At 63.2% G+C, this 20,710-nt stretch carries 15 protein-coding genes; 9 read left to right on the top strand and 6 right to left on the bottom strand.

Translation table 11 applies throughout. From position 1 onward, the window contains the following. The first annotated feature begins 66 nt into the window (after positions 1–66). The 9 genes from ABD923_RS14805 to ABD923_RS14765 all read left to right on the top strand — a co-directional run bounded on the left by ABD923_RS14805 (position 67) and on the right by ABD923_RS14765 (position 11,848). Entirely contained in the window at positions 67–3,807 is a 3,741-nt protein-coding gene (locus ABD923_RS14805; protein WP_259549205.1) for a nitrate reductase subunit alpha, read from the top strand. Further along, positions 3,804–5,330, top strand: coding sequence for a nitrate reductase subunit beta (gene narH, locus ABD923_RS14800; RefSeq protein ID WP_259549206.1), 1,527 nt, complete (start codon positions 3,804–3,806; stop codon positions 5,328–5,330). The genes ABD923_RS14805 and narH overlap by 4 nt, the downstream gene beginning before the upstream one ends. Beyond that, positions 5,330–6,037: a nitrate reductase molybdenum cofactor assembly chaperone gene (narJ, locus tag ABD923_RS14795; RefSeq protein WP_259549840.1), complete on the top strand. Its 708-nt coding sequence runs from the start codon at positions 5,330–5,332 to the stop codon at positions 6,035–6,037. Before narH ends, narJ begins: the two co-directional genes overlap by 1 nt. 11 nt (positions 6,038–6,048) lie before the next feature. Next, a complete protein-coding gene (gene narI / locus ABD923_RS14790) occupies positions 6,049–6,840 on the top strand; it encodes a respiratory nitrate reductase subunit gamma (protein WP_259549207.1) in 792 nt (263 codons plus the stop codon). 5 nt (positions 6,841–6,845) lie between these two features. Continuing rightward, positions 6,846–7,676: a peptidylprolyl isomerase gene (locus ABD923_RS14785; RefSeq protein ID WP_259549215.1), complete on the top strand. Its 831-nt coding sequence runs from the start codon at positions 6,846–6,848 to the stop codon at positions 7,674–7,676. Continuing rightward, positions 7,657–8,214 carry a hemerythrin domain-containing protein gene (locus ABD923_RS14780; RefSeq protein WP_259549222.1) on the top strand — a complete coding sequence of 186 codons (558 nt, stop codon included), beginning with the start codon at positions 7,657–7,659 and terminating at the stop codon, positions 8,212–8,214. Before ABD923_RS14785 ends, ABD923_RS14780 begins: the two co-directional genes overlap by 20 nt. 27 nt (positions 8,215–8,241) lie before the next feature. Beyond that, positions 8,242–9,537: a molybdopterin molybdotransferase MoeA gene (locus tag ABD923_RS14775; protein WP_259549224.1), complete on the top strand. Its 1,296-nt coding sequence runs from the start codon at positions 8,242–8,244 to the stop codon at positions 9,535–9,537. A 14-nt stretch (positions 9,538–9,551) separates the two neighbouring features. Then, positions 9,552–10,052, top strand: coding sequence for a DUF2478 domain-containing protein (locus ABD923_RS14770; protein WP_310796405.1), 501 nt, complete (start codon positions 9,552–9,554; stop codon positions 10,050–10,052). A gap of 1,019 nt (positions 10,053–11,071) precedes the next feature. Next, positions 11,072–11,848 carry a glycosyltransferase family 25 protein gene (locus ABD923_RS14765; RefSeq protein ID WP_259549228.1) on the top strand — a complete coding sequence of 259 codons (777 nt, stop codon included), beginning with the start codon at positions 11,072–11,074 and terminating at the stop codon, positions 11,846–11,848. A gap of 119 nt (positions 11,849–11,967) precedes the next feature. On the opposite strand, the gene ABD923_RS14760 is transcribed toward ABD923_RS14765, so the two are convergent. The 6 genes from ABD923_RS14760 to ABD923_RS14735 form a co-directional block, all read right to left on the bottom strand. After that, positions 11,968–13,104, bottom strand: coding sequence for a glycosyltransferase family 4 protein (locus ABD923_RS14760; RefSeq protein ID WP_259549231.1), 1,137 nt, complete (start codon positions 13,102–13,104; stop codon positions 11,968–11,970). A gap of 476 nt (positions 13,105–13,580) precedes the next feature. Then, positions 13,581–16,313, bottom strand: a complete 2,733-nt coding sequence (metH, locus tag ABD923_RS14755) for a methionine synthase (RefSeq protein WP_259549248.1) — start codon at positions 16,311–16,313, stop codon at positions 13,581–13,583. Further along, a complete protein-coding gene (locus ABD923_RS14750; protein ID WP_259549250.1) occupies positions 16,310–17,362 on the bottom strand; it encodes a homocysteine S-methyltransferase family protein in 1,053 nt (350 codons plus the stop codon). The genes metH and ABD923_RS14750 overlap by 4 nt, the downstream gene beginning before the upstream one ends. Before the next feature lie 166 nt (positions 17,363–17,528). Next, positions 17,529–18,809 carry an organoarsenical effux MFS transporter ArsJ gene (arsJ, locus tag ABD923_RS14745; protein WP_259549252.1) on the bottom strand — a complete coding sequence of 427 codons (1,281 nt, stop codon included), beginning with the start codon at positions 18,807–18,809 and terminating at the stop codon, positions 17,529–17,531. Then, positions 18,806–19,804: an ArsJ-associated glyceraldehyde-3-phosphate dehydrogenase gene (locus ABD923_RS14740; protein WP_259549254.1), complete on the bottom strand. Its 999-nt coding sequence runs from the start codon at positions 19,802–19,804 to the stop codon at positions 18,806–18,808. The genes arsJ and ABD923_RS14740 overlap by 4 nt, the downstream gene beginning before the upstream one ends. Further along, positions 19,801–20,646, bottom strand: a complete 846-nt coding sequence (locus ABD923_RS14735; RefSeq protein ID WP_259549256.1) for an arsenate reductase/protein-tyrosine-phosphatase family protein — start codon at positions 20,644–20,646, stop codon at positions 19,801–19,803. The genes ABD923_RS14740 and ABD923_RS14735 overlap by 4 nt, the downstream gene beginning before the upstream one ends. Positions 20,647–20,710: the final 64 nt, after the last annotated feature.

Raw genomic sequence — 20,710 nt, 5'->3', positions numbered from 1 at the left:
CCTGACCGCATTGCGCGCCGCAGCCGATCCGCGGCGCGCACGGCAGCCCCTCAAGGAGAGTTTGAGATGAGCCACCTGCTCGACAGATTGAACTTCCTCCAGTCGAACAAGCTGGAGACGTTCTCAAACGGTCACGGTCAGGTCACGAACGAGGACCGCGCCTGGGAAGACACCTACAGAAACCGCTGGCGCCACGACAAGGTCGTCCGCTCGACGCATGGGGTGAACTGCACCGGCTCGTGTTCGTGGAAGATCTACGTCAAGTCCGGTATCGTCACCTGGGAAACGCAGCAGACGGATTACCCCCGCACGCGCCCCGACCTGCCCAACCACGAGCCCCGCGGCTGCGCGCGCGGCGCCTCCTACAGCTGGTACCTCTATTCCGCGAACCGGGTGAAGACCCCGCTGATCCGCGGCCGGCTGATGAAACTTTGGCGCCAGATGCGTCAGACCAAATCGCCGATCGAGGCCTGGACCGCGATCCAGACCGACCCGATCCTGCGCGCCTCCTACACGACCAGGCGCGGCTCGGGCGGTTTCGTGCGCGCCACCTGGGACGAGGCGACCGAGATCACCGCCGCCGCCAACGCCTACACCGCCAAGACCTATGGGCCTGACCGCATCTTCGGCTTCTCGCCGATCCCGGCCATGTCGATGGTCAGCTACGCCGCGGGCTCGCGCTACCTGTCGCTGATGGGCGGCGTCTGCATGTCCTTCTATGATTGGTATTGCGACCTGCCGCCCGCCTCGCCGATGACCTGGGGCGAACAGACGGACGTGCCGGAATCGGCTGACTGGTACAATTCCAGCTACCTGTTGCTCTGGGGCTCGAACGTGCCGCAGACGCGGACGCCGGATGCGCATTTCTACACCGAGGTGCGCTACAAGGGCACGAAGTCTGCCGTCATCTGCCCCGATTATTCGGAAGCCTCCAAGTTCGCCGATGTCTGGCTGAACGTGAAGCAGGGCACCGACGCCGCACTCGCCATGGCCTTTGGCCACGTCATCCTGCGCGAGTTCCACATCGACCGGCAGGTCGAGTATTTCGAGGAGTACTGCCGCAAGTATTCCGACATGCCGATGCTCGTCCGGCTCGAGGAAAAGGACGGCGCTCTCGTGCCCGGCCGTTTCCTGCGTGCCGCCGATCTCGACAACAGGCTCGGCGAAGACAACAACCCCGAGTGGAAGACCGTGGCCTTCGACGAGGAGAGCGGTACGCTTGCCTCGCCCAACGGTTCCATCGGCTACCGCTGGGGCGAGAAGGGCGAGTGGAACCTGGAGGAAAAGGCCGACGGCAAGGATGCCCGGCTCCAGATGTCTCTGATCCTCGACGATGATCACGATGACATCCGCGGCGTCGACTTCCCCTATTTCGGCGGGGCCGCGACCGAGGCCTTCACCACCGGCGACACGCGCCCCGACATCCTGACCAAGAACGTGCCCGTCAAGCGCGTGCAGACGGTCGAGGGCGAGGTGCTGGTCGCCACGGTCTTCGACCTGTTTTGTGCCAACTACGGTCTCGACCGGGGGCTGGGCGGCGATTGGGTCGCCAGGTCCTATGACGAGGATGTGCCGGGCACCCCCGCCTGGGCCGAGAAGATCACCGGCGTTCCCGCCGACAAGATCGCCCATGTTGCCCGTGAATTCGCCGACACCGCCGAGAAGACCCAGGGCAAGGCCATGGTCATCATCGGGGCGGCGATGAACCACTGGTACCACATGGACATGAACTATCGCGGCGTCATCAACATGCTGGTGATGTGCGGCTGCGTCGGGCAGTCCGGTGGCGGCTGGGCGCATTACGTGGGGCAGGAAAAGCTGCGTCCGCAGACGGGCTGGGCGCCCCTGGCCTTCGCGCTCGACTGGGGCCGCCCGCCGCGGCACATGAACTCGACCAGCGCGTGGTATGCCCACACCGACCAATGGCGCTACGAGACGCTGACGGCGCAGGAAATCCTGTCTCCGACGGCACCCGAGGGCGATTGGGACATCAGCCTGATCGACTACAACATTCGTGCCGAGCGCATGGGCTGGTTGCCGTCGGCCCCCCAGCTCAAGACCAACCCGCTGGAGGTGGCGAAGGCCGCCAAGGCCGCAGGCATGGAGATCCCCGCCTATGTCGCGCAGGAGCTGAAGGCCGGCAGGCTGGAGATGGCCTGCGAAGACCCGGACGATCCGGCGAACTGGCCGCGAAACCTGTTCGTATGGCGCTCGAACCTGCTGGGGTCCTCGGGCAAGGGGCACGAATATTTCCTCAAGCACCTCTTGGGCACCGATCACGGCGTTCTGGGCCGTGACCTGGGGCAGGAGGGCAGGGCGCTGCCCAAGGAAGCCAGGTGGCACGACAAGGCCCCCGAGGGCAAACTCGACCTACTCGTGACCATCGACTTCCGTATGTCCACCACGGCGGTCTATGCCGACATCGTTCTGCCGACGGCCAGTTGGTACGAAAAGGACGACATGAACACGTCGGACATGCACCCGTTCATCCACCCGCTGCAAGCGGCGGTGGACCCGGCCTACGAGAGCAAGTCCGACTTCGAAATCTTCAAGGCCATCGCCAAGAAGGTGCAGGAGGTTGCGCCGGAAATCCTGGGTGTAGAGACCGACATCGTCGCGCTGCCGCTACTGCACGACATGCCGGCCGAGATCGCGCAGGACCAGGTGCGGGACTGGAAGAAGGGCGAATGCGACCTCATTCCGGGCAAGACCGCACCGGCCTTCGTGCCGGTCGAGCGGGATTATACCGCGATCTACGACCGCTTCACCGCGCTCGGTCCGCTCATGGACAAGCTCGGCAACGGCGGCAAGGGCATCTCGTGGAATACGCAGGAGGAGATCGACGGCCTTGCCGCGCTGAACGGTGTGAAACAGGACGGAGCCGCGAAAGGACGGCCCAAGATCGAGACGGCGATCGACGCCTGCGAGGTCATCCTGATGCTGGCGCCCGAGACCAACGGCAATGTTGCCGTGAAGGCCTGGGAAGCGCTGAGCGAGGGCACAGGCCGCGCGCACGCGCATCTGGCCGAGGGTGAGCATCACCAGAAGATCCGCTTCCACGACATCGCGGCGCAGCCCCGCAAGATCATCTCCTCACCCACATGGTCGGGCATCGAGAGCGAGAAGGTCAGCTATAACGCGGGCTACACCAACGTCCATGAACTGATCCCCTGGCGGACGCTCACGGGACGCCAACAGCTCTATCAGGATCACTTGTGGATGCGGGCGTTCGGTGAGGGCTTCATGTCCTACCGGCCTCCGGTCGATCTGAAAACGATAACCGCCGAGGTCAACACCGACGCCCGCGACAACGCCCCCCACGTGGTGCTGAACTTCATCACTCCACACCAGAAATGGGGCATCCACTCGACCTATTCCGACAACCTCTTGATGCTGACGCTCAACCGCGGCGGTCCGGTGATCTGGATCTCCGAGAACGACGCGGCGAGGGCGGGGATCGTCGATAACGACTGGGTCGAGCTTTACAACGTGAACGGCGCGCTCACGGCCCGGGCCGTGGTCAGCCAGCGCATGAAGGACGGAACGACCTTCATGTATCACGCCCAGGAAAAGATCGTGAACACACCGGGTTCCGAGAAGACCGGCAAGCGCGGGGGCATCCACAACTCCGTTACCCGCGCCACGCTTAAGCCCACGCACATGATCGGCGGCTACGCCCACCAGGCCTATGGCTTCAACTATTACGGAACCGTCGGCGCGAACCGGGACGAATTCGTCATCGTGCGGAAAATGCAGAAGGTCGACTGGCTCGACCGTCCCGCGACCGAGAAGGAGGCAGCGGAATGAGAGTTCGTGCGCAAATCGGCATGGTGCTGAACCTCGATAAATGCATCGGGTGTCACACGTGCTCTGTCACCTGCAAGAACGTGTGGACCACGCGCGACGGTGTCGAATACGCCTGGTTCAACAACGTCGAGACGAAGCCGGGCACCGGCTACCCGACCGACTGGGAAAACCAGGCGCGCTGGAACGGCGGCTGGGAACGGACGAAATCTGGCAAGCTTCAGCCCAAGCAGGGCAGCAAGTGGCGGATTCTTTCCAACATCTTCGCCAATCCCGACCTGCCCGAGATCGACGATTACTACGAGCCGTTCGATTTCGACCACGATCACCTGAAATCGGCCCCGGAGATGGAGGCGTTCCCCACGGCGCGCCCCTATTCCAAGATCACCGGCGAGCGGATCGAGAAGATCGAGAAAGGCCCGAACTGGGAGGAGATCCTGGGCGGCGAATTCTCCAAACGCTCGGCCGACTACAACTTCGAGGGGGTGCAGAAGCAGATCTATGGGGAATACGAGAACACCTTCATGATGTATCTCCCCCGGCTGTGCGAGCACTGCCTGAACCCGGCTTGCGCCGCGTCGTGCCCGTCGGGTGCGATCTACAAGCGCGAAGAGGACGGTATCGTCCTGATCGACCAGGAGAAATGCCGCGGCTGGCGGATGTGCGTCTCGGGCTGCCCCTACAAAAAGGTCTATTACAACTGGTCCACGGGCAAGTCGGAGAAGTGCACGCTCTGCTATCCCCGGATCGAAAGCGGCAACCCGACGGTCTGCTCGGAAACCTGCGTCGGGCGCATCCGTTATCTCGGCGTGATGCTGTACGATGCCGACCGGGTCGAAGAAGCCGCGCGCGCCGAGAAGACGACCGACCTCTACGATGCGCAGCTCGACGTGTTCCTCGACCCCGGTGACCCGGTGGTGATCGAGACGGCGCGCGCCGACGGCATCCCCGAGGACTGGATCAAGGCCGCGCAGGAAAGCCCGATCTGGAAGATGGCGATGGAGTGGAAGGTCGCCTTCCCGCTGCATCCCGAATACCGGACGCTGCCCATGGTGTGGTACATCCCGCCGCTCAGCCCGATCCAGAACGCCGCCGAGGCGGGCAAGATCGGTATGGAAAACGCCATGCCCAACGTCCGCGACCTGCGCATCCCGGTGAAATACCTCGCCAACATGCTGACGGCGGGCGACGAGGAACCGGTGGTCAACGCGCTGGAACGGATGATGGCGATGCGCGCCTACATGCGCACCAAGACCATCGAGGGGGTCCGCGACGAGGCGATCGCGGCGCGCGTGGGCCTGAGCGGTCGGGTGATCGAGGACATGTACAAGGTTATGGCGCTGGCCGATTACGAGGACCGCTTCGTCATCCCGACGACGCACCGCGAACAGGTCGAGGAAGCCTATGACCTCAAGGGCGGCTGCGGTTTCACCGATGGCAACGGCTGCTCCACGGGAACGTCCAAGGCCTCGCTCTTCGGCAAGGCCAGGCGGCCCCTCAACATGCCGGAGGCGATGAAATCATGATGGACCGCACCCTCAAGGCATTCTCGCTGATCCTGAGCTACCCGACGCCCGAGCTGCAACGGGCCATGCCCGAGATCGGTGGCGTTCTCGTCGCCGACAGCCGGATCACCGCGGCGGGGCGGCGGGCGCTGCGCCCGCTGCTCGAGACGCTCTCCATCGGTGACATCTACACGCTGCAAGAGACATATGTCGCGCTTTTCGATCGGTCGCGCACTCTGTCGCTCAACCTCTTCGAACATGTCCACGGCGAAAGCCGGGACAGGGGGGGCGCGATGGTCAGCTTGGTCGAGATGTACCGGGATGCGGGCTACGAGCCCGCAACGAGCGAGTTGCCGGACCATCTTCCGGTCTTGCTCGAATTCCTGGCCACCCGACCCTTCGCGGAGGCGCAGGATACCTTGGCGGACGCGGCCCATATCCTGGAAGCGCTGAACGCCCGGCTTGTCCGGCGGGAAAGCGGATATGGTGCCGTGTTCGCCGCCCTGTTGCAGCTTTCGGGCGCCAAGGCCGACAAGGCCGCCGTGGCCGAGCTCCTGGAAGAGCCCGAGGTCGACCCCGACGACCTCGAGGCGCTCGACAAGGTCTGGGAGGAAACCGAGGTCCGTTTCGGTCCCGATCCCAATGCTGGCTGCCCGCAGGTGCGCGACATGCTTTCGCGCATGGAGACCCCAATCACCCCCGAACCCGCCTCGCACGCGGCTGAATGACGGAGGATGTCATGAACCAGTTTCTTTTCGGAACCTTGCCCTACATCGCGCTGGCGGTCGGCATCCTGGGCTCTATCGCCCGCTACGAGCGTGACCCCTTCACGTGGAAGACCTCGTCCTCGCAGCTCTTGCGGCGCAAGCAGCTGATCCTCGGCTCGGTCCTGTTCCATGTCGGGGTTCTGGTGATCTTCTTCGGCCATCTCGTGGGTCTGCTCACGCCGATCTGGTTCTTCGACGCCATTGGCATCAGCCACGGCGCCAAGCAGCTGCTGGCCGTGGTCGCGGGCGGGGTCGCGGGGGTCGCCGCGCTGATCGGGGGTATCCTGCTGTTTCATCGCCGCTGGACCGATCCGAGGATCGCCAAGACCTCCAGCTTCTGGGACAACTCCATCCTTCTGATGCTCATCGGCCAACTGGTGCTGGGCCTGGGGACGATCTTTGTCTCGCTCGGGCATCTCGACGGGCACGAGATGACAAAGTTCATGGCCTGGGCGCAGGGGATCTTCACCTTCGACGGCGCGGCGGCGGGCCACATCGCCGACGTGGCGCTGGTGTTCAAGCTACACATCGTGCTGGGCCTTCTGATCATCGCGGTCTTCCCCTTCACGCGATTGGTGCACATCCTGTCGGGCTTCGCGGCGCCGTTCCGATACCTCTTCGGCCGTACGGGCTACCAGGTGGTGCGCTCGCGCCGCCAGGTGCCTCTGTCGCAGCGGCGCAACGTGCTGCCCGCGGCGCACATGGTTGCAAGGCCGCCGCAGTCGGCCAAGACACCCGAGTCCACGCCCACCCCGGCGGAGTAGGGCCGATGACCGCGCTCTTTCCCGATCTCGTCGTCAATGGTGAAACGGTGCCCTCCGCGCAGGTCGCGGCCGAGGCCCAGAACCACGACGCGCCCCGTGGCAAACCCGGCGTGGCCTGGCGCAAGGCAGCCAATGCCATCGCGGTGCGGACACTTCTCTTGCAGGAGGCGCGGGCCCGCGGGATCGAGGCGCGTGTTCAGGAACTCGGCCCCGGCCGCATCGAGACCGAGGAGGAGGCCCTGATCCGGGGCCTTCTCGATCAGGTGGTATCTGTCACGCCCCCGACCGAGGCGAAGATCCTTGCCGAGTGGGAGCGGGACCCGCTCCGCTTCCGTGCGCCACCCCTGTGGGAAGTGTCGCATATCCTCATCGCCTGCGATCCGCGCGACGAGACCGCGCGCCGCGCGGCCCATGCCCGTGCCGTGGACCTGACGGGGCGCGCCCTTGCCGACCCTAGCGGCTTTGCCCGGCTGGCGGAAAAGGCGAGCGACTGCACTTCCAAGGCCAGTGGCGGCGCACTGGGTCAGTTGAACCCCGGCGATACAGTGCCGGAATTCGAGGCCGCCCTGCGCACCCTGCCCGAGGGCGAGATCACCGCCGACCCGGTTCCGACCCGGCACGGCTGGCACATCATCCGCATGGATGCGGTGGCCACGGGCGCGGTTCTGCCCTTCGACGCGGTGAGGCAGAAAATCGCGGATGCGATGGAAAAGGCATCCTGGGTCCGCGCGGCCCGTGAGTTCATCGAAACCCTCGTCACGTCCGCCGAGATTTCCGGCGCGGACCTGAGGTCCGTCTCGCCCGGGAGGGCAGATCATGAACCACAACATCACTGAACACCGTAGTCGTGACGGCAGGACACCCACGAGCATCCGATTGCTCCAGAACCCCATCGACTTCATTGCCGAAGATCACCTGCGCCTGCGCGCGATGTGCGCGGAGCTTGACAGGTTGGCGGATGCCGAGCGGCCAGAGACAGAGGCCCTGGAGGAAATGCAGGAATACCTGGCACACGAATTGCCCGCCTTGCTGAACGACGAGGATCTGGACGTCCTTCCCATGCTGCTTGACCGCGCGGAACCCGAAGATGAATTGCCGAGTCTGGCCCGAAGACTTGGGCGTGAACACCGCGAGATCGAAGGCTGTCTCGGGTTCGTTTTGGACCTGCTCGCCGCCTCGGCGCCAGCAGCGATGGCGTCATCATCTTTCCGGCAGGCGCTGCGCGATCTCGCTCGGGTCACGCGACGGCATCTCATCCTCGAGAATGCCGTACTCCTGCCGCTGGCGCGCGTCCGCCTGACCGATGCAGACCTCGTTGCCCTCAGGCAGGCCATGCTCCGTCGCCGTGGTTTGCAGGATCTGTTCGTTGCCTAGGCCCGAAGATGAAAAGGAAAGCGAGGCATGACCTTTGTTCAACGGATCGAACCTGCCGCTTGCGGGTGTGATGCGCCGGAGGCTTCGGCCGGGACCGTCAGCATCGATGACGCGCTGGACTGTATCTGCGAACGCATCTCGGGGGTGACCGGAACCCAACGCGTGGCATTGGCCAATGCCGTGGGGCGCGTGCTGGCCGAACCGATCCGCGCGCGTTCGGATATGCCGCGCTTCGATCACTCCGCCATGGATGGCTTCGCCCTGCGGCAGGGCGATCTCGTCGGGCCGGGGCCCTGGCGCCTGCCGGTTACGATGCGCTGTGCCGCAGGCGAAGCGGCCGACGGGGCGCTTGCGCCGGGATGCGCCGCCCGCGTCTTCACCGGCGCGCCGCTGCCGGGCGGTGCAGACTGCGTGATGATGCAAGAAGAAGTGGCGCACCATGCCGGTGTCATCGTCGTCTCGCGCCGCCCCACACGGCACGAGAACATCCGCTTTCGGGGCGAAGAGTACGCCGAAGGTTCGGAAATACTTGCCGGGAACGTGCGGATCACGCCGCGCAACATCGCCGTCGCGGCTTCGAGCGGGTTCGGCGACCTGGAGGTCCGGCGCAAGATCCGCGTCGCGCTGCTCGTGACCGGGTCCGAGGTCGCGCGGCCCGGGGCGGGGGGGCTTGGTGCGGCACGCATCTGGGACGTCAACACTCCGATGCTTCAGGCTGCCCTGCAGCGCCCGGATGTGGAGGTCGTCGTCATCGACGTCCTGCCCGATGCGCCGGGCGGGATCGAGGATGCGTTGGCGCACGCCGCGCGGATATCCGACCTCGTCGTGACGACGGGCGGCGTGTCCGTCGGCGAGGAGGATCACCTGCGCGCCGCGCTGCATCGGGCGGGCGGCAAGATCCATTTCAGCGGCGTGTCCCTGAAGCCGGGCAAGCCCGTGACCTTTGGTGCGCTGGGCGGGGCCCCCTGGCTGGGGCTGCCGGGCAACCCGCAATCCGCCTTCGTCACCTGGACGTTGTTCGGCGAGGCGATCCTGCGGCGCCTGGCGGGCCTGAACGATACCGGCATGCGCAAACGGTTCGTGGTGCTGTCGCACCCTGTCGAGCGCAAACCCGGCCGGTGCGAGGTCCGACCCGCCAGCCTGGTTGGTCATGACGGCATGGGGCGCGACCTGATCGACTGTCGCGGCCCCGTCAGGTCCGGCCAGGTCCGGGTGCTTTCGGCCTCGGACGGTCTGGTGTTCCTGCCGTCTGACGCGGATTGCCTTCCGACAGGCGCGCTCGTCGAATTCCTTCCATTCCGTTCAAGCGAGGGCTCAGCGTGAACATAGCCTACACCATGGCCCCCGGCCGGGGTGATATCGACCTGCTTCTCCAACGGGTGTCACGCAGTCTTGTGTTGAACGGATTCCGGCCGGCTGGCACCGCACAGGTGAACATAGAGCGCGCGGATGCGGGGCCGTGTGACATGGACGTGGTCGTGTTGCCGGATGGCCCGACACTGCGCATTTCCCAAAGCCTCGGCGCGGCCTCGAAAGGGTGCCGTCTCGACCCGCAGGCGTTGGAAACGGCCGTTGGTCTGGTGCAGGCGCGTTTGCCGGCAAGCGACTGTCTGATCGTGAACAAGTTCGGCAAGCACGAGGCAGAGGGGCGTGGGTTTCGCCCGGTCATAGCCGAGGCGCTGGCGCTCGATCTGCCTGTGTTGGTCGGCGTCAACCAACTGAACCTTGGCGCTTTCGAGGCGTTCACGGGCGGCATGGCGCGTCGCCTCGTTCCTGATCCGGAGCTGTTGGAAACGTGGCTTCTGCATCATGTCGGCACGTCAGTGCCGGCGGCATGATCTGTGGGATGTGTGTGCGCCGAAGCTACCGGAGCGTTGGGCATCCAGGGTGTTTGATGGTTCTCCTGCAACTGTAGCCGCTTCTGAAATCGCGAGAATGAAGAAGAAGTGGAGGACGGGAAGGACTGGCAAGCCCAGCCACGGCATTGGGAGCTTCAATGGACACTCATTCCGCGATCTGCGCTTGAAGTCTGCAAAGCGCGGTGAAGCAGACCTTGGTCGTCGCCGCTCGAAATGCAGAAAAGCCCGCAACTCGGACCTCCACTCTTCGAAAACGCTGCGCGATGTTGGAGTGGCCGTTCTGGTGAGGCTGCGCCGCAGCGCGGGCTCCGATCATGGACGGCCGGTATGCGCCAAAATCGCCAAGTTTTGGAGCCGCGCGTTCTAGGTCCGTGGCGAGTTAAACGAAGATAGATGGCGCAGGCAAGCGACGGCAGTTGCACGCCCTCGAAGCTAAATTTAAAATCATCACAATGGCTTAACCTTGTGCCCGTTCGCCCGGCGTCGCGCCGCCAATCCCGTGTCCGTACCGTGTCCGGACGCGCGCCCAGAGAAAATGACCCGACAAACGCCGACAGCAAGCGTTGCATCTGACCCTTGTATAGGTCTCTGACCCGCATCTAACTTGCCTGCTGTTCTCGACGGCAGTCGCCAGAAGTGAAGCAGATGGTTTGGGGCGTTGCGATCGAAACAGGGCCATCAGGCCAGGTCGACGGGTTTCCTTCGATAGATGGAGCGAGTTCTTCGATGCCTCCCATGACCAAGGGACGATCTCGAGGTTCTTTCCAAGACTGCAGATCGTCGATACATCGGTGTGAAAGGGCACGCTTCGAGGGGTTTTCCGAGAGCTTTGGGCGTTCATGAGGCTTCCCCGATTGACGACCGATTGGCGGGTCTTGTGGAGATTCACCCGGTCTTGGGGAGCGAAACCGAGTTTTCGCGACGAATGAGAAGGTCCAACGACGCCTTGGACACCGCAGTAAGGAACTATTCGGTATGATTAAGGGCGCTCGGCTGTGATGAAGGAACCGCTCGTTCTCTACATTAACCTTTTGCGTAGCGAAAGACGGCGGGCAGCGATGGAGGCCCGGCTCCGGGATGCCGGTTTCAAGACTTGGCAGCGCATCGAGGCCTGTGACGGTCAAAAACTGGACCTGGCGTCGTTCGACGCGTACTCCGACAATGACACTGCAGCGACGATAGGGCGCTCGCTGCTCAAATCGGAGGTTGCTTGTTATCAAAGCCACCTTGCAAGTCTCGACGCCTTCCTGTCGTCCGACGCAGATCATGCGATCATTTTCGAGGATGATGCTCTTGTGCCGGAGAATCTCGCTCAACTGTTAGAGGGGATCGTCCAAACTCTCGATGGCATGGATCTGGATTGGGATGTTGTGCATCTCGGCGCGCTGAACATCAATCAGATGTCCAGCCGTGTTGCGGCTTTCGCCGGGCACGAGATCTGTGTCGCGCATTTTTTTCCTATTCGAATGCACGCCATCCTCTGGACACGACCGGCAGCGGAGCGATTTGTGCAACGCTACCGCAGGATCTTGATGCCGGTCGACAAACAGTTGAGCGAGGACATGATCAGGAGCGGGACTGGTCTTGTGGTCTGGCCGTCGCCCGTAACGCAGGAGGGTCTGGAAAGCGACATCGAGGCTTCGGGGGGCAGAAGAAAGACATTCAAGAAGCGGTGGAACGAACCCTTGTTGCGCTGGCGCCGCAAGAAGCGGAACAAGGAAATCGCCGCCGAACAAATGCTGCAATTCGAGAAAGCGCGAAGAGACGGTGCCTGACGCCTGCGGTCGCGCTCGATAGGCTGCGGGCTTGCCGGCGCTGCTGGGTCAAGGCCTTGTTCTTGGGTCCGCGAGCCCCCTTACAAAAATCTGCCTACAGCTTTGAACCAGTCACGCACTCAGCCGGTCATCGTGTCGAAGAACGCGGCCCAGCGGTCAATCTGCGCCTGCTTCCCGTAACGTGAAATCGCAAACTGTCGTATCTCATGCGCGTCGTAGTCCTGAAGCCGCTCAACTGTTTGCAGCATCGCGTCTGCGAAAGTGTTCAAGTCGCCCGTGGGGGTTAACTCTCCAAGGAAGCCTTCGGTCATGATACTCCTCGGGCCGTCCGAATTCGTGGCCACGACCGGCTTTCCTGCTGCAAGCGCTTCGACGATTGGCAGACCGAAAGTTTCATAATCACTTGGCACACAACAAAAATCGACCGCATGTGCCAGGCTACGAATTTGGTCGCGCGAAAGATGTCCGAGGAAATGGATATTCGGATGCTGAGCCTTGGGTCCCGGTTCGTGCATGACGCGACCAGCCACCAAAAGCTGCGCATCTGGGAACCTTTCCAGTGTCATTAAGAAAGCGTCGATCAGAATATCCAAGCGTTTGATCTTGCGCCATTTTGTCCATGCGCCGATCAGTGGCCCGCCTGTTCGGTAAGTTTCGAAGGAAATGGTGTCTACCGGCTCCGAGCTTTCGATATCTTCGGGGGCCGGGTTAGGGATCGCGGCAGAGTTCTTCAGGGTCACGCCGAAATTGCTTTGGATGTGCGAAAGGACTGGCTCGGACACAGCCGCTATCCCGTCGGCTTTGCGGAAGAAATCCTTGAGCCTCCGTCGCTGTCCTATGAAGTGCTTGCGTTCGTAGGACGTGAGATGCTCCCAGCTTCCAAAGGGACGGCCCAGACGGTTGGCAACCTGCTTGGCGAACTTGCCGGAATCCGGTGCGCTTTGCAGGGACAGGACAAGGTCGATGTCTTTCCCATTGCAGAAGGAGGCGACAGCGGAGGCGATCAGCTGCGCATTGACAGCGTTGACCGGCATTTCTCCAAGAAACGTGCCGGGTGCCATGAGTGGGTTGATGTAAATGGCGTCGCCAAGATTGTTGAGCGTCTCGGCCTTCTCGCCCTTTTGATCCTTGATGGAGAAAACGTACACCGTCTCGAAGATGGTGCAGAACTGCCGGATGGTGACGGGAAAAAGCCCGGCCTTTGCCTTGTCGTCGGAAGGCGGGCCTTTCACGATTACCAGAATCGACTTACGCAAAGGAACTGTCCTTGACTGTTCTATTTGTGCTGAGATGTCGGCCGGCTTCTGCGGCAGTCACGCTCCAACTGGAACGTCCACAGGCCTGGGGCTACGAGACGCTCGCGCAACTGGCATGCCCTTGAGCCCGCTCATACGCCTGATCAGGCATGGGGATCAAGTAGGCCGGGCTCGGAAAAGACGCCAACATGGTTGACCTGCCCTCCGCAATTTCCCTCGTTATGCGGTCGACTTCGCCACCAAGGCTGCGAATTTGAAGGCATTTGCAGGTAAAGACACCACGATCGAGTGTCCTCTCGTCTTGGGCATCCCATATTATGCCCACCGGATCAGTGGAACGGGAACATTCCGCGCGTGGTTGTGACGAAGGAGAAGGTCCAGCTTCAAGCTTCCAAACTCTTATCAAGCGTGGGGCACATCGCCAGGACCAGGCAAGCAGACTTCCCGTCCCGCGGTCTTTCAAATCGTTGCACCCATCAGGCGGCGGAGCGATCCGACACCGATCCAGGCACGTAGTTCAGCACCGGCGCAAGCCAGCGCTCGGCCTCCTCCACGTCAATCCCTTTACGCCGCGCATAATCCTCGACCTGGTCGCGTTCGACCTTGCCAACGCCGAAATAGTAGCTGTCGGGGTGGCCGATATAGAGGCCCGAGACCGAGGAACCGGGCCACATCGCCATGCTTTCGGTCAGGCGCACTCCGGTTGCCTCCTCGGCGTCGAGAAGCTGGAACAGGGTCCGCTTCTCGGTGTGGTCGGGCTGCGCGGGATAGCCGGGCGCGGGACGGATGCCATCATAAGGCTCGCCGATCAATTGCTGCGGGTCGAAGGACTCCTCCGCTGCGTAGCCCCAGAACTCGCGGCGCACGCGTTCGTGCAGCATCTCGGCCATGGCTTCGGCGATCCGGTCGGCCAGCGCCTTCACGAGGATTGCGCCGTAATTGTCGTTGGCTTTGTCCAGCCGCTCGGCGATCTCGATCTCTTCGGGGCCTGCCGTCACGACGAACCCGCCGATGTGATCTGCGCCCTTGCCTTCGGGCGCCACGAAATCCGACAAGGCCAGATTGCGGCGGTCACCACGCTTGGCCGTCTGCTGGCGCAGCGTGTGGAAGGTGGCAAGCGGCTCGGTCCGATCCGCGCCGGAAAACAGGCGGATGTCGTCGCCGACCGCGTTGGCGGGCCAAAACCCCACCACGGCGCGCGGCGTGAACCAGCGTTCGTCGATGATACGGCTCAGCATGTCCTGCGCATCGGCGAAAAGGGCGCGCGCGGCCTCGCCCTGTTTCTCGTCATCGAGGATCTTGGGATAGACGCCGCGCATCTCCCAAGTGTGGAAAAACGGCGTCCAATCGATGTAGCGGGCGATCTCGGCCAGGTCCCAATCTTCGACCACCTGCGTGCCGGTAAAGGATGGGGCCTGCGGTGCGTAGGCATCCCAGTCGAGCTTGAGCGCATTGGCCCGTGCCGCGGCCAGCGGGACCCGCTGCTTGGCGCGCTCGCCGCGTTCGTGTTTCTCGGCGACCTCGGCATACTCCGCCTGGATACCCGAAACGTACTGCTCCTTTTGCGTGGGGCTGAGCAGCGCTCCCACAACGCCGACCGCGCGGCTGGCATCGGTGACATAGACGGTCTGCCCGCGCGTGTAGCGCGGCGCGATCTTGACGGCCGTGTGCACCTTCGAGGTTGTCGCGCCGCCGATCAGCAGCGGAATGTCGAAACCTTCGCGCTCCATCTCGGAGGCGAGGTGCACCATCTCGTCAAGCGACGGGGTGATGAGGCCGGAGAGGCCGATGATATCCACATTCTCTTCGCGGGCGACCTGCAGGATCTTCTGCGGCGGGACCATCACGCCAAGGTCCACGATCTCGTAGTTGTTGCAGGCAAGGACGACGCCGACGATGTTCTTGCCGATGTCGTGCACGTCGCCCTTGACGGTCGCCATCAGGACCTTGCCCGCCGATTGACGTCCGTCGCCGCCCGACAGGCGCTGTTCCTCTTCCATGTAGGGGAGCAGAACCGCGACGGCCTGTTTCATCACGCGGGCCGATTTCACCACCTGCGGCAGGAACATCTTGCCTGCACCGAAGAGGTCGCCCACCACGTTCATCCCGGCCATCAGCGGGCCTTCGATGACGTGAAGGGGGCGCTCGGCAGCGGCACGCGCGGCCTCGGTGTCTTCCTCGATGAATTCGGTGATGCCGTTGACCAGCGCATGCTCCAGCCGCTTTTCCACCGGCCAGTCGCGCCAGGCGAGGTCGCGCACCTTTTCCTCGCGCTTGCCGCCCTTGAAGCGGTCTGCAATGTCGAGGAGGTTTTCGGTCGCCGTGCCGCCTGCCTTGGGCTGACGGTTCAGGACGACGTCCTCGCAGGCCTCGCGCAGCTCTGGGTCGATCTGGTCATAGACCGCCAGCTGTCCCGCGTTGACGATCCCCATGTCCATGCCTGCCTTGATGGCGTGGTAGAGGAAGACCGCGTGCATCGCCTCGCGCACCGGTTCGTTGCCGCGGAAGCTGAACGAGAGGTTCGACACACCGCCCGACACGTGGGCATGCGGCAGGTTCTGCCGGATCCAGCGCGTGGCCTCGATGAAATCGACGCCGTAGTTGTCGTGGTCCTCGATGCCGGTGGCGACAGCAAAGACATTGGGGTCGAAGATGATGTCTTCGGGCGGAAAGCCCATCTCGTCCACGAGGATGCGATAGGCGCGGGCGCAGATCTCGGTCTTGCGCTCGAAAGTGTCGGCCTGCCCGGCCTCGTCAAAGGCCATCACGACGACGGCTGCGCCATAGCCCATGCACAGGCCGGCGTGATGGCGGAACGCCTCTTCGCCTTCTTTCAGGCTGATGGAGTTCACCACCGGCTTGCCCTGTACGCATTGCAGGCCGGCCTCGATCACCTCCCACTTCGAGCTGTCGATCATGATCGGCACGCGGGCGATATCGGGCTCGGAGGCGATGAGGTTCAGGAACTCGATCATCGCCTGTTTGCTGTCGATCAGCCCCTCGTCCATGTTGACGTCGATGATCTGGGCGCCGTTCTCGACCTGGTCGCGGGCGACGTCCAGTGCTGCGGCATAGTCGCGGTTGACGATCAGTTTGCGGAAGCGGGCCGAGCCGGTCACGTTCGTGCGCTCGCCGATATTCACGAAGGGAATGTCCGGCGTCAGGACAAAGGGCTCGAGGCCCGAAAGGCGAAGGTATCTCTCGGTCATGCCGGCACCTTTCTGGGGGCGAAGGGGACCACCGCCTCGGCGATGGCGCGAATATGATCGGGTGTGGTCCCGCAGCAGCCGCCGACCACGTTGACGATCCCGTCGCGGGCGAACTCGGCGACCTGCGCGGCGGTTTGATCCGGGCTTTCGTCATAGGCGCCAAAGGCATTCGGCAGCCCGGCATTGGGGTAGGCGCAGGTATGGGTCGTAGCCACAGCGGCGATTTCGGCCATATGCGGGCGCATCGCCGCCGCCCCGAGCGCGCAATTCAGCCCGACGCTGAAGGGCCTCGCATGGGCGACCGAATGCCAGAAGGCGGTCGGCGTCTGGCCCGACAATGTCCGCCCGGAGGCGTCGGTGATCGTGCCGGAGATCATGATGGGCAGACGCCGCCCGGCGCGGGCGAAACTCTCATGCGCGGCGAAGATCGCGGCCTTTGCGTTCAGCGTGTCAAAGATCGTCTCGATCAGGATCAGGTCGGCGCCGCCCTCGATCAACCCGTCGATCTGTTGCCCGTAAGCGATCCGCAACTCGTCGAAGGTCACGGCCCGGTAGCCCGGATCGTTCACGTCCGGGCTGATCGATGCGGTGCGGTTCGTCGGCCCGACCGCCCCGGCGACAAAGCGCGGGCGGCCATCCTGGGCCGTGGCGCGATCCGCCGCGCGGCGCGCAACCTGCGCACCGGCGACGTTCAGGTCGTGCACGGCCGCCTCCATTCCGTAATCGGCCTGGGCGATGGTCGTGGCTGAAAACGTGTTGGTCTCCAGGATATCGGCACCCGCCATGGCGAACTCGAACTGGATGTCCTCGACCGCCTGTGGCTGGGTCAGCACCAACAGGTCGTTGTTGCCCTGCTGCGGATGCTCGGCGTCGTAGTGGTGTCGGCAACCGGGGCCATGGATGTGACCGTTCCCGGTAAAATCCTCTTCCGTCATGTTGAGCGTCTGGATCATGGTGCCCATCGCGCCGTCGAGCACCAGAATACGTTCGGCGGCAAGCGCACGAAGGGGGGCAAGCACGGGGCTGTCGGGCAGGGAGAAGTTCAACATGGGCGTCGGTCCGATCCTTGGATTGAACCGCTATATAGGGCCTGCTGAACATGAGTTGAATTGAATGTTTCTACGGATGATTATGAGGCGCGCTCATTTCTGCGCGGTCCGCCACATGGATGGCCGCATTCAATTCAAAGCCGTCTTGGAATCCTCGGTGGCGGGATCACACGACGGCTTCAGCATTGTCGGGCGCTTTCAGCCGCGTCGCGGTCAAGGCCGACAAGGCGACCATCCCCGCCGCGGTGCCGAGGGTCAGTGCAAGCCCCCCGACCTGATAGGTCAGGCCCGACAAAACGGTTCCGATCAGCCGCCCTCCGGCATTCGCCATGTAGTAGAACCCGACATCCATCGTGACTCGTTCGTCCCGCGTGAACACGAGGATCAGGTAGGAATGCAGCGCCGAGTTCACGGCGAAGAGCGCCCCGAACAGCAAGAGCCCCGCAACCAGCGTGACCGTCAGCCAAGGCTGCGGCTCAGGCGAAGCCAATGTTGCGGCGCTCAGGGCAAACGGAACGAGGAACAAACCCCAGGCCCACGCTTTTGCCGCGCCGATCAAGGCGCTTTCCGACCGGTCCTTGGCCCGCAAGACGCGCGGGGCATTTGCCTGCACGATGCCATAGAGGATGATCCAGACGGCCATGAAGGTGCCGATCATGAAGAATGCCGCGCGGTTCTGCTCTTCGCTGCCGTCCGAGAGAACGGCGTAGAAATAGATCGGGATGCCGACGACGAACCATACATCCCGCGCGCCGAAAAGAAACACGCGCGCCGCGCTCAGCCAGTTCACGTTGGCCGATTTGGAAAACACCTCGGAAAACTTGGCGCCCTTGCGCCCCTTGGGCAGGCCACTGGGCATGGTCACGGCGATGGTGACAAGGATCACGGCAAGGACAGCCGCCATGACCAGGGTCGCCCAGACGAAGCCCATGGTCGCCAGAAGCGCCGCACCAAGCAGGAACCCAAGACCTTTGACCGCGTTCTTCGAGCCCGTCAGAACGGCGACCCAGCGAAACAGCCCGCCGTCTTCCTTGGGCGCCAAAAGCTTGACGGCGGATTTCGAGGACATCTTCGCAAGGTCCTTCGCCACGCCGGAGGCGCCTTGGACGACCATGACATAAGCGACGGAGAGCGTGACCGCCCAACCGGGATCGAGCTGCGCCAGCGCAAGCAAAGCGACAACCTGGATGCCAAGCCCTGCATAGAGGGTCGAGGTCAGGCCAAACCGCGCCGCCAGCCACCCGGCAGACAGGTTCGTCACCATCCCCGCGATCTCGTAGAGCACGAAAAGATAGGCGAGTTGGATCGGGCTGAAGCCGAGCGTGTGGAAATGCAGCAGCACCAGCATGCGCAAGGCGCCATCGGTCAGCATGAAGGCCCAATAGGCGGCCGTGACGGCGATATAGGCCGACAGACCCTCGGGGCGGTCCTTGGCCTGTGCGCTCACAGCGATGCCCCGACCATGCGGGCGACATCGACGAGGCGATGCGCGTAGCCCATTTCATTGTCGTACCAGACGTAGATTTTCACCTGAGTGCCGTTCACCACCATGGTCGAGGGCGCGTCGACGATGCCAGAGCGGGTATCATTCGTGTAGTCAGCAGAGACCAGTGGCCGTTCCTCGTAGCCGAGGATCCCCGACAACTCCCCCGTCGCAGCCGCTTCGAACAAGGCGTTCACCTCTTCGACGGTGGTGTGGCGCTCGACCTCGAAAACGCAGTCCGTGATCGACGCGTTCAGCAGAGGCACCCGCACGGCATGGCCGTTCAGGCGGCCCTTGAGTTCGGGATAGATCAGCGTGATCGCGGTGGCGCTGCCGGTTGTGGTGGGGATCAGGGAATTCAGCGCCGAACGCGCGCGGCGCAGGTCCTTTGCAGGCCGATCGACGATGGTTTGCGTGTTGGTCACGTCGTGGATCGTGGTGATCGAGCCGTGCTTGATGCCGATATTTTCGTGGATGACCTTCACCACGGGCGCGAGGCAATTGGTGGTGCAACTGGCGGCGGTGACGATGTGGTGCTGTGCGGGGTCGTAGATGTCGTGATTGACGCCGTAGACGATGTTGGCTGTCGGCCCGTCCTTGACCGGGGCGGACACGACGACCTTCTTCACGCCGGCTTCGAAGTAGGGGGCGAGCTTGGCCTCGGATTTGAAGACGCCGGTGCAATCGATGACGACATCCACCCCGTCGAGCGGCAGTGCGCCGAGGTCGCGCGTGCCGATGAAGGGCAGGCGTTTCCCGTCGATCGTGACACTGCTGTCGTCATGCGAAAACGCCGCGTCCCACCGGCCATGCACCGTGTCGAACTCAAGCAGGTGAGCATGCATGGCCGGGTCGCCGACGGCGTCATTGATCCATGCAATCTCGGCACCGCTGGCCAGCAGCGGCTTTAGGGCGAGCTTCCCGATCCGGCCGAGGCCGTTGAGCGCGTAGACAGTCATGCGGAGGTCTCCTCGGTCGTGCGGCCGATATCGTCCACCGCTTTTTGTAGCGAAATCCGGTCCAGTGCATCGACCGGCAGGGCGGCGAAAGCGCGGATGCGGTTGCGAAGCGCGCCATAGGCCTGTTGGAAGGCCAGCGATTTCTGGGCGTCGGTGCCCTCGGCCGTGACCGGGTCGGTCATGCCCCAATGGGCGCTGACGGGTTGGCCCTTCCAAGCCGGACAGTCCTCGTTCGCGGCCTGGTTGCAGACTGTGAAGACGAAATCCATCACCGGCGCGTCATCGCCCTGAAACTCCGCGATGTTCTTGGACCGAAGAACCGAGGTGTCGTGGCCCTTGTCGGCCAAAACTTGCAAGGCGAAGGGGTTCAGTTCCGAATAGGGTTTCGTGCCGGCGGAGTAGGCGTTGAACCGGTCACCCGCCTCGGCGCGGAGTAGGGCTTCGGCAAAGATCGAACGGGCTGAATTTCCCGTGCAGATGAACAGGACGTTAAATTTGCGGGCCGACATGGCGGGCTCCTGTGGCTCGGGGGGCGAAAGTGGCGGCAGGCAGAGGTCGGCCCGTCCCCGGCAACAATCCGTCACCAGGTAATCGAGCGTCTTTCGTACCTCTGTCATGTTGATGGCGTAGAGCAGTGACCGGCTGACCCGGTCCTGTGTGACCAAGTCCGCGTGGACCAGCGACGCAAGGTAGCCCGAAAGCGTGCTCGGCTTGATATCCAGCACCTCGGCGATCTCACCCGCCGAAACCCGGTCGGGGTAACGGCGCATCAATAGGCGAAAGATCGCCAGCCGCTGCGGATGGCCTAGAATCGTTAGGCGGTCGGGAATCAAATTTTCCATAATTCGGAAATTATCGAATTATTGAGTGCGGACAAGCTAAGATCCGCGCTGTCATGAAAGTTTC

The sequence above is a fragment of the [Roseibacterium] beibuensis genome (assembly GCF_039542305.1).
In the GTDB taxonomy this organism is placed as follows: Bacteria; Pseudomonadota; Alphaproteobacteria; order Rhodobacterales; family Rhodobacteraceae; genus Roseibacterium; species Roseibacterium beibuensis.
This window is presented reverse-complemented; position numbering and strand designations above follow the sequence as displayed.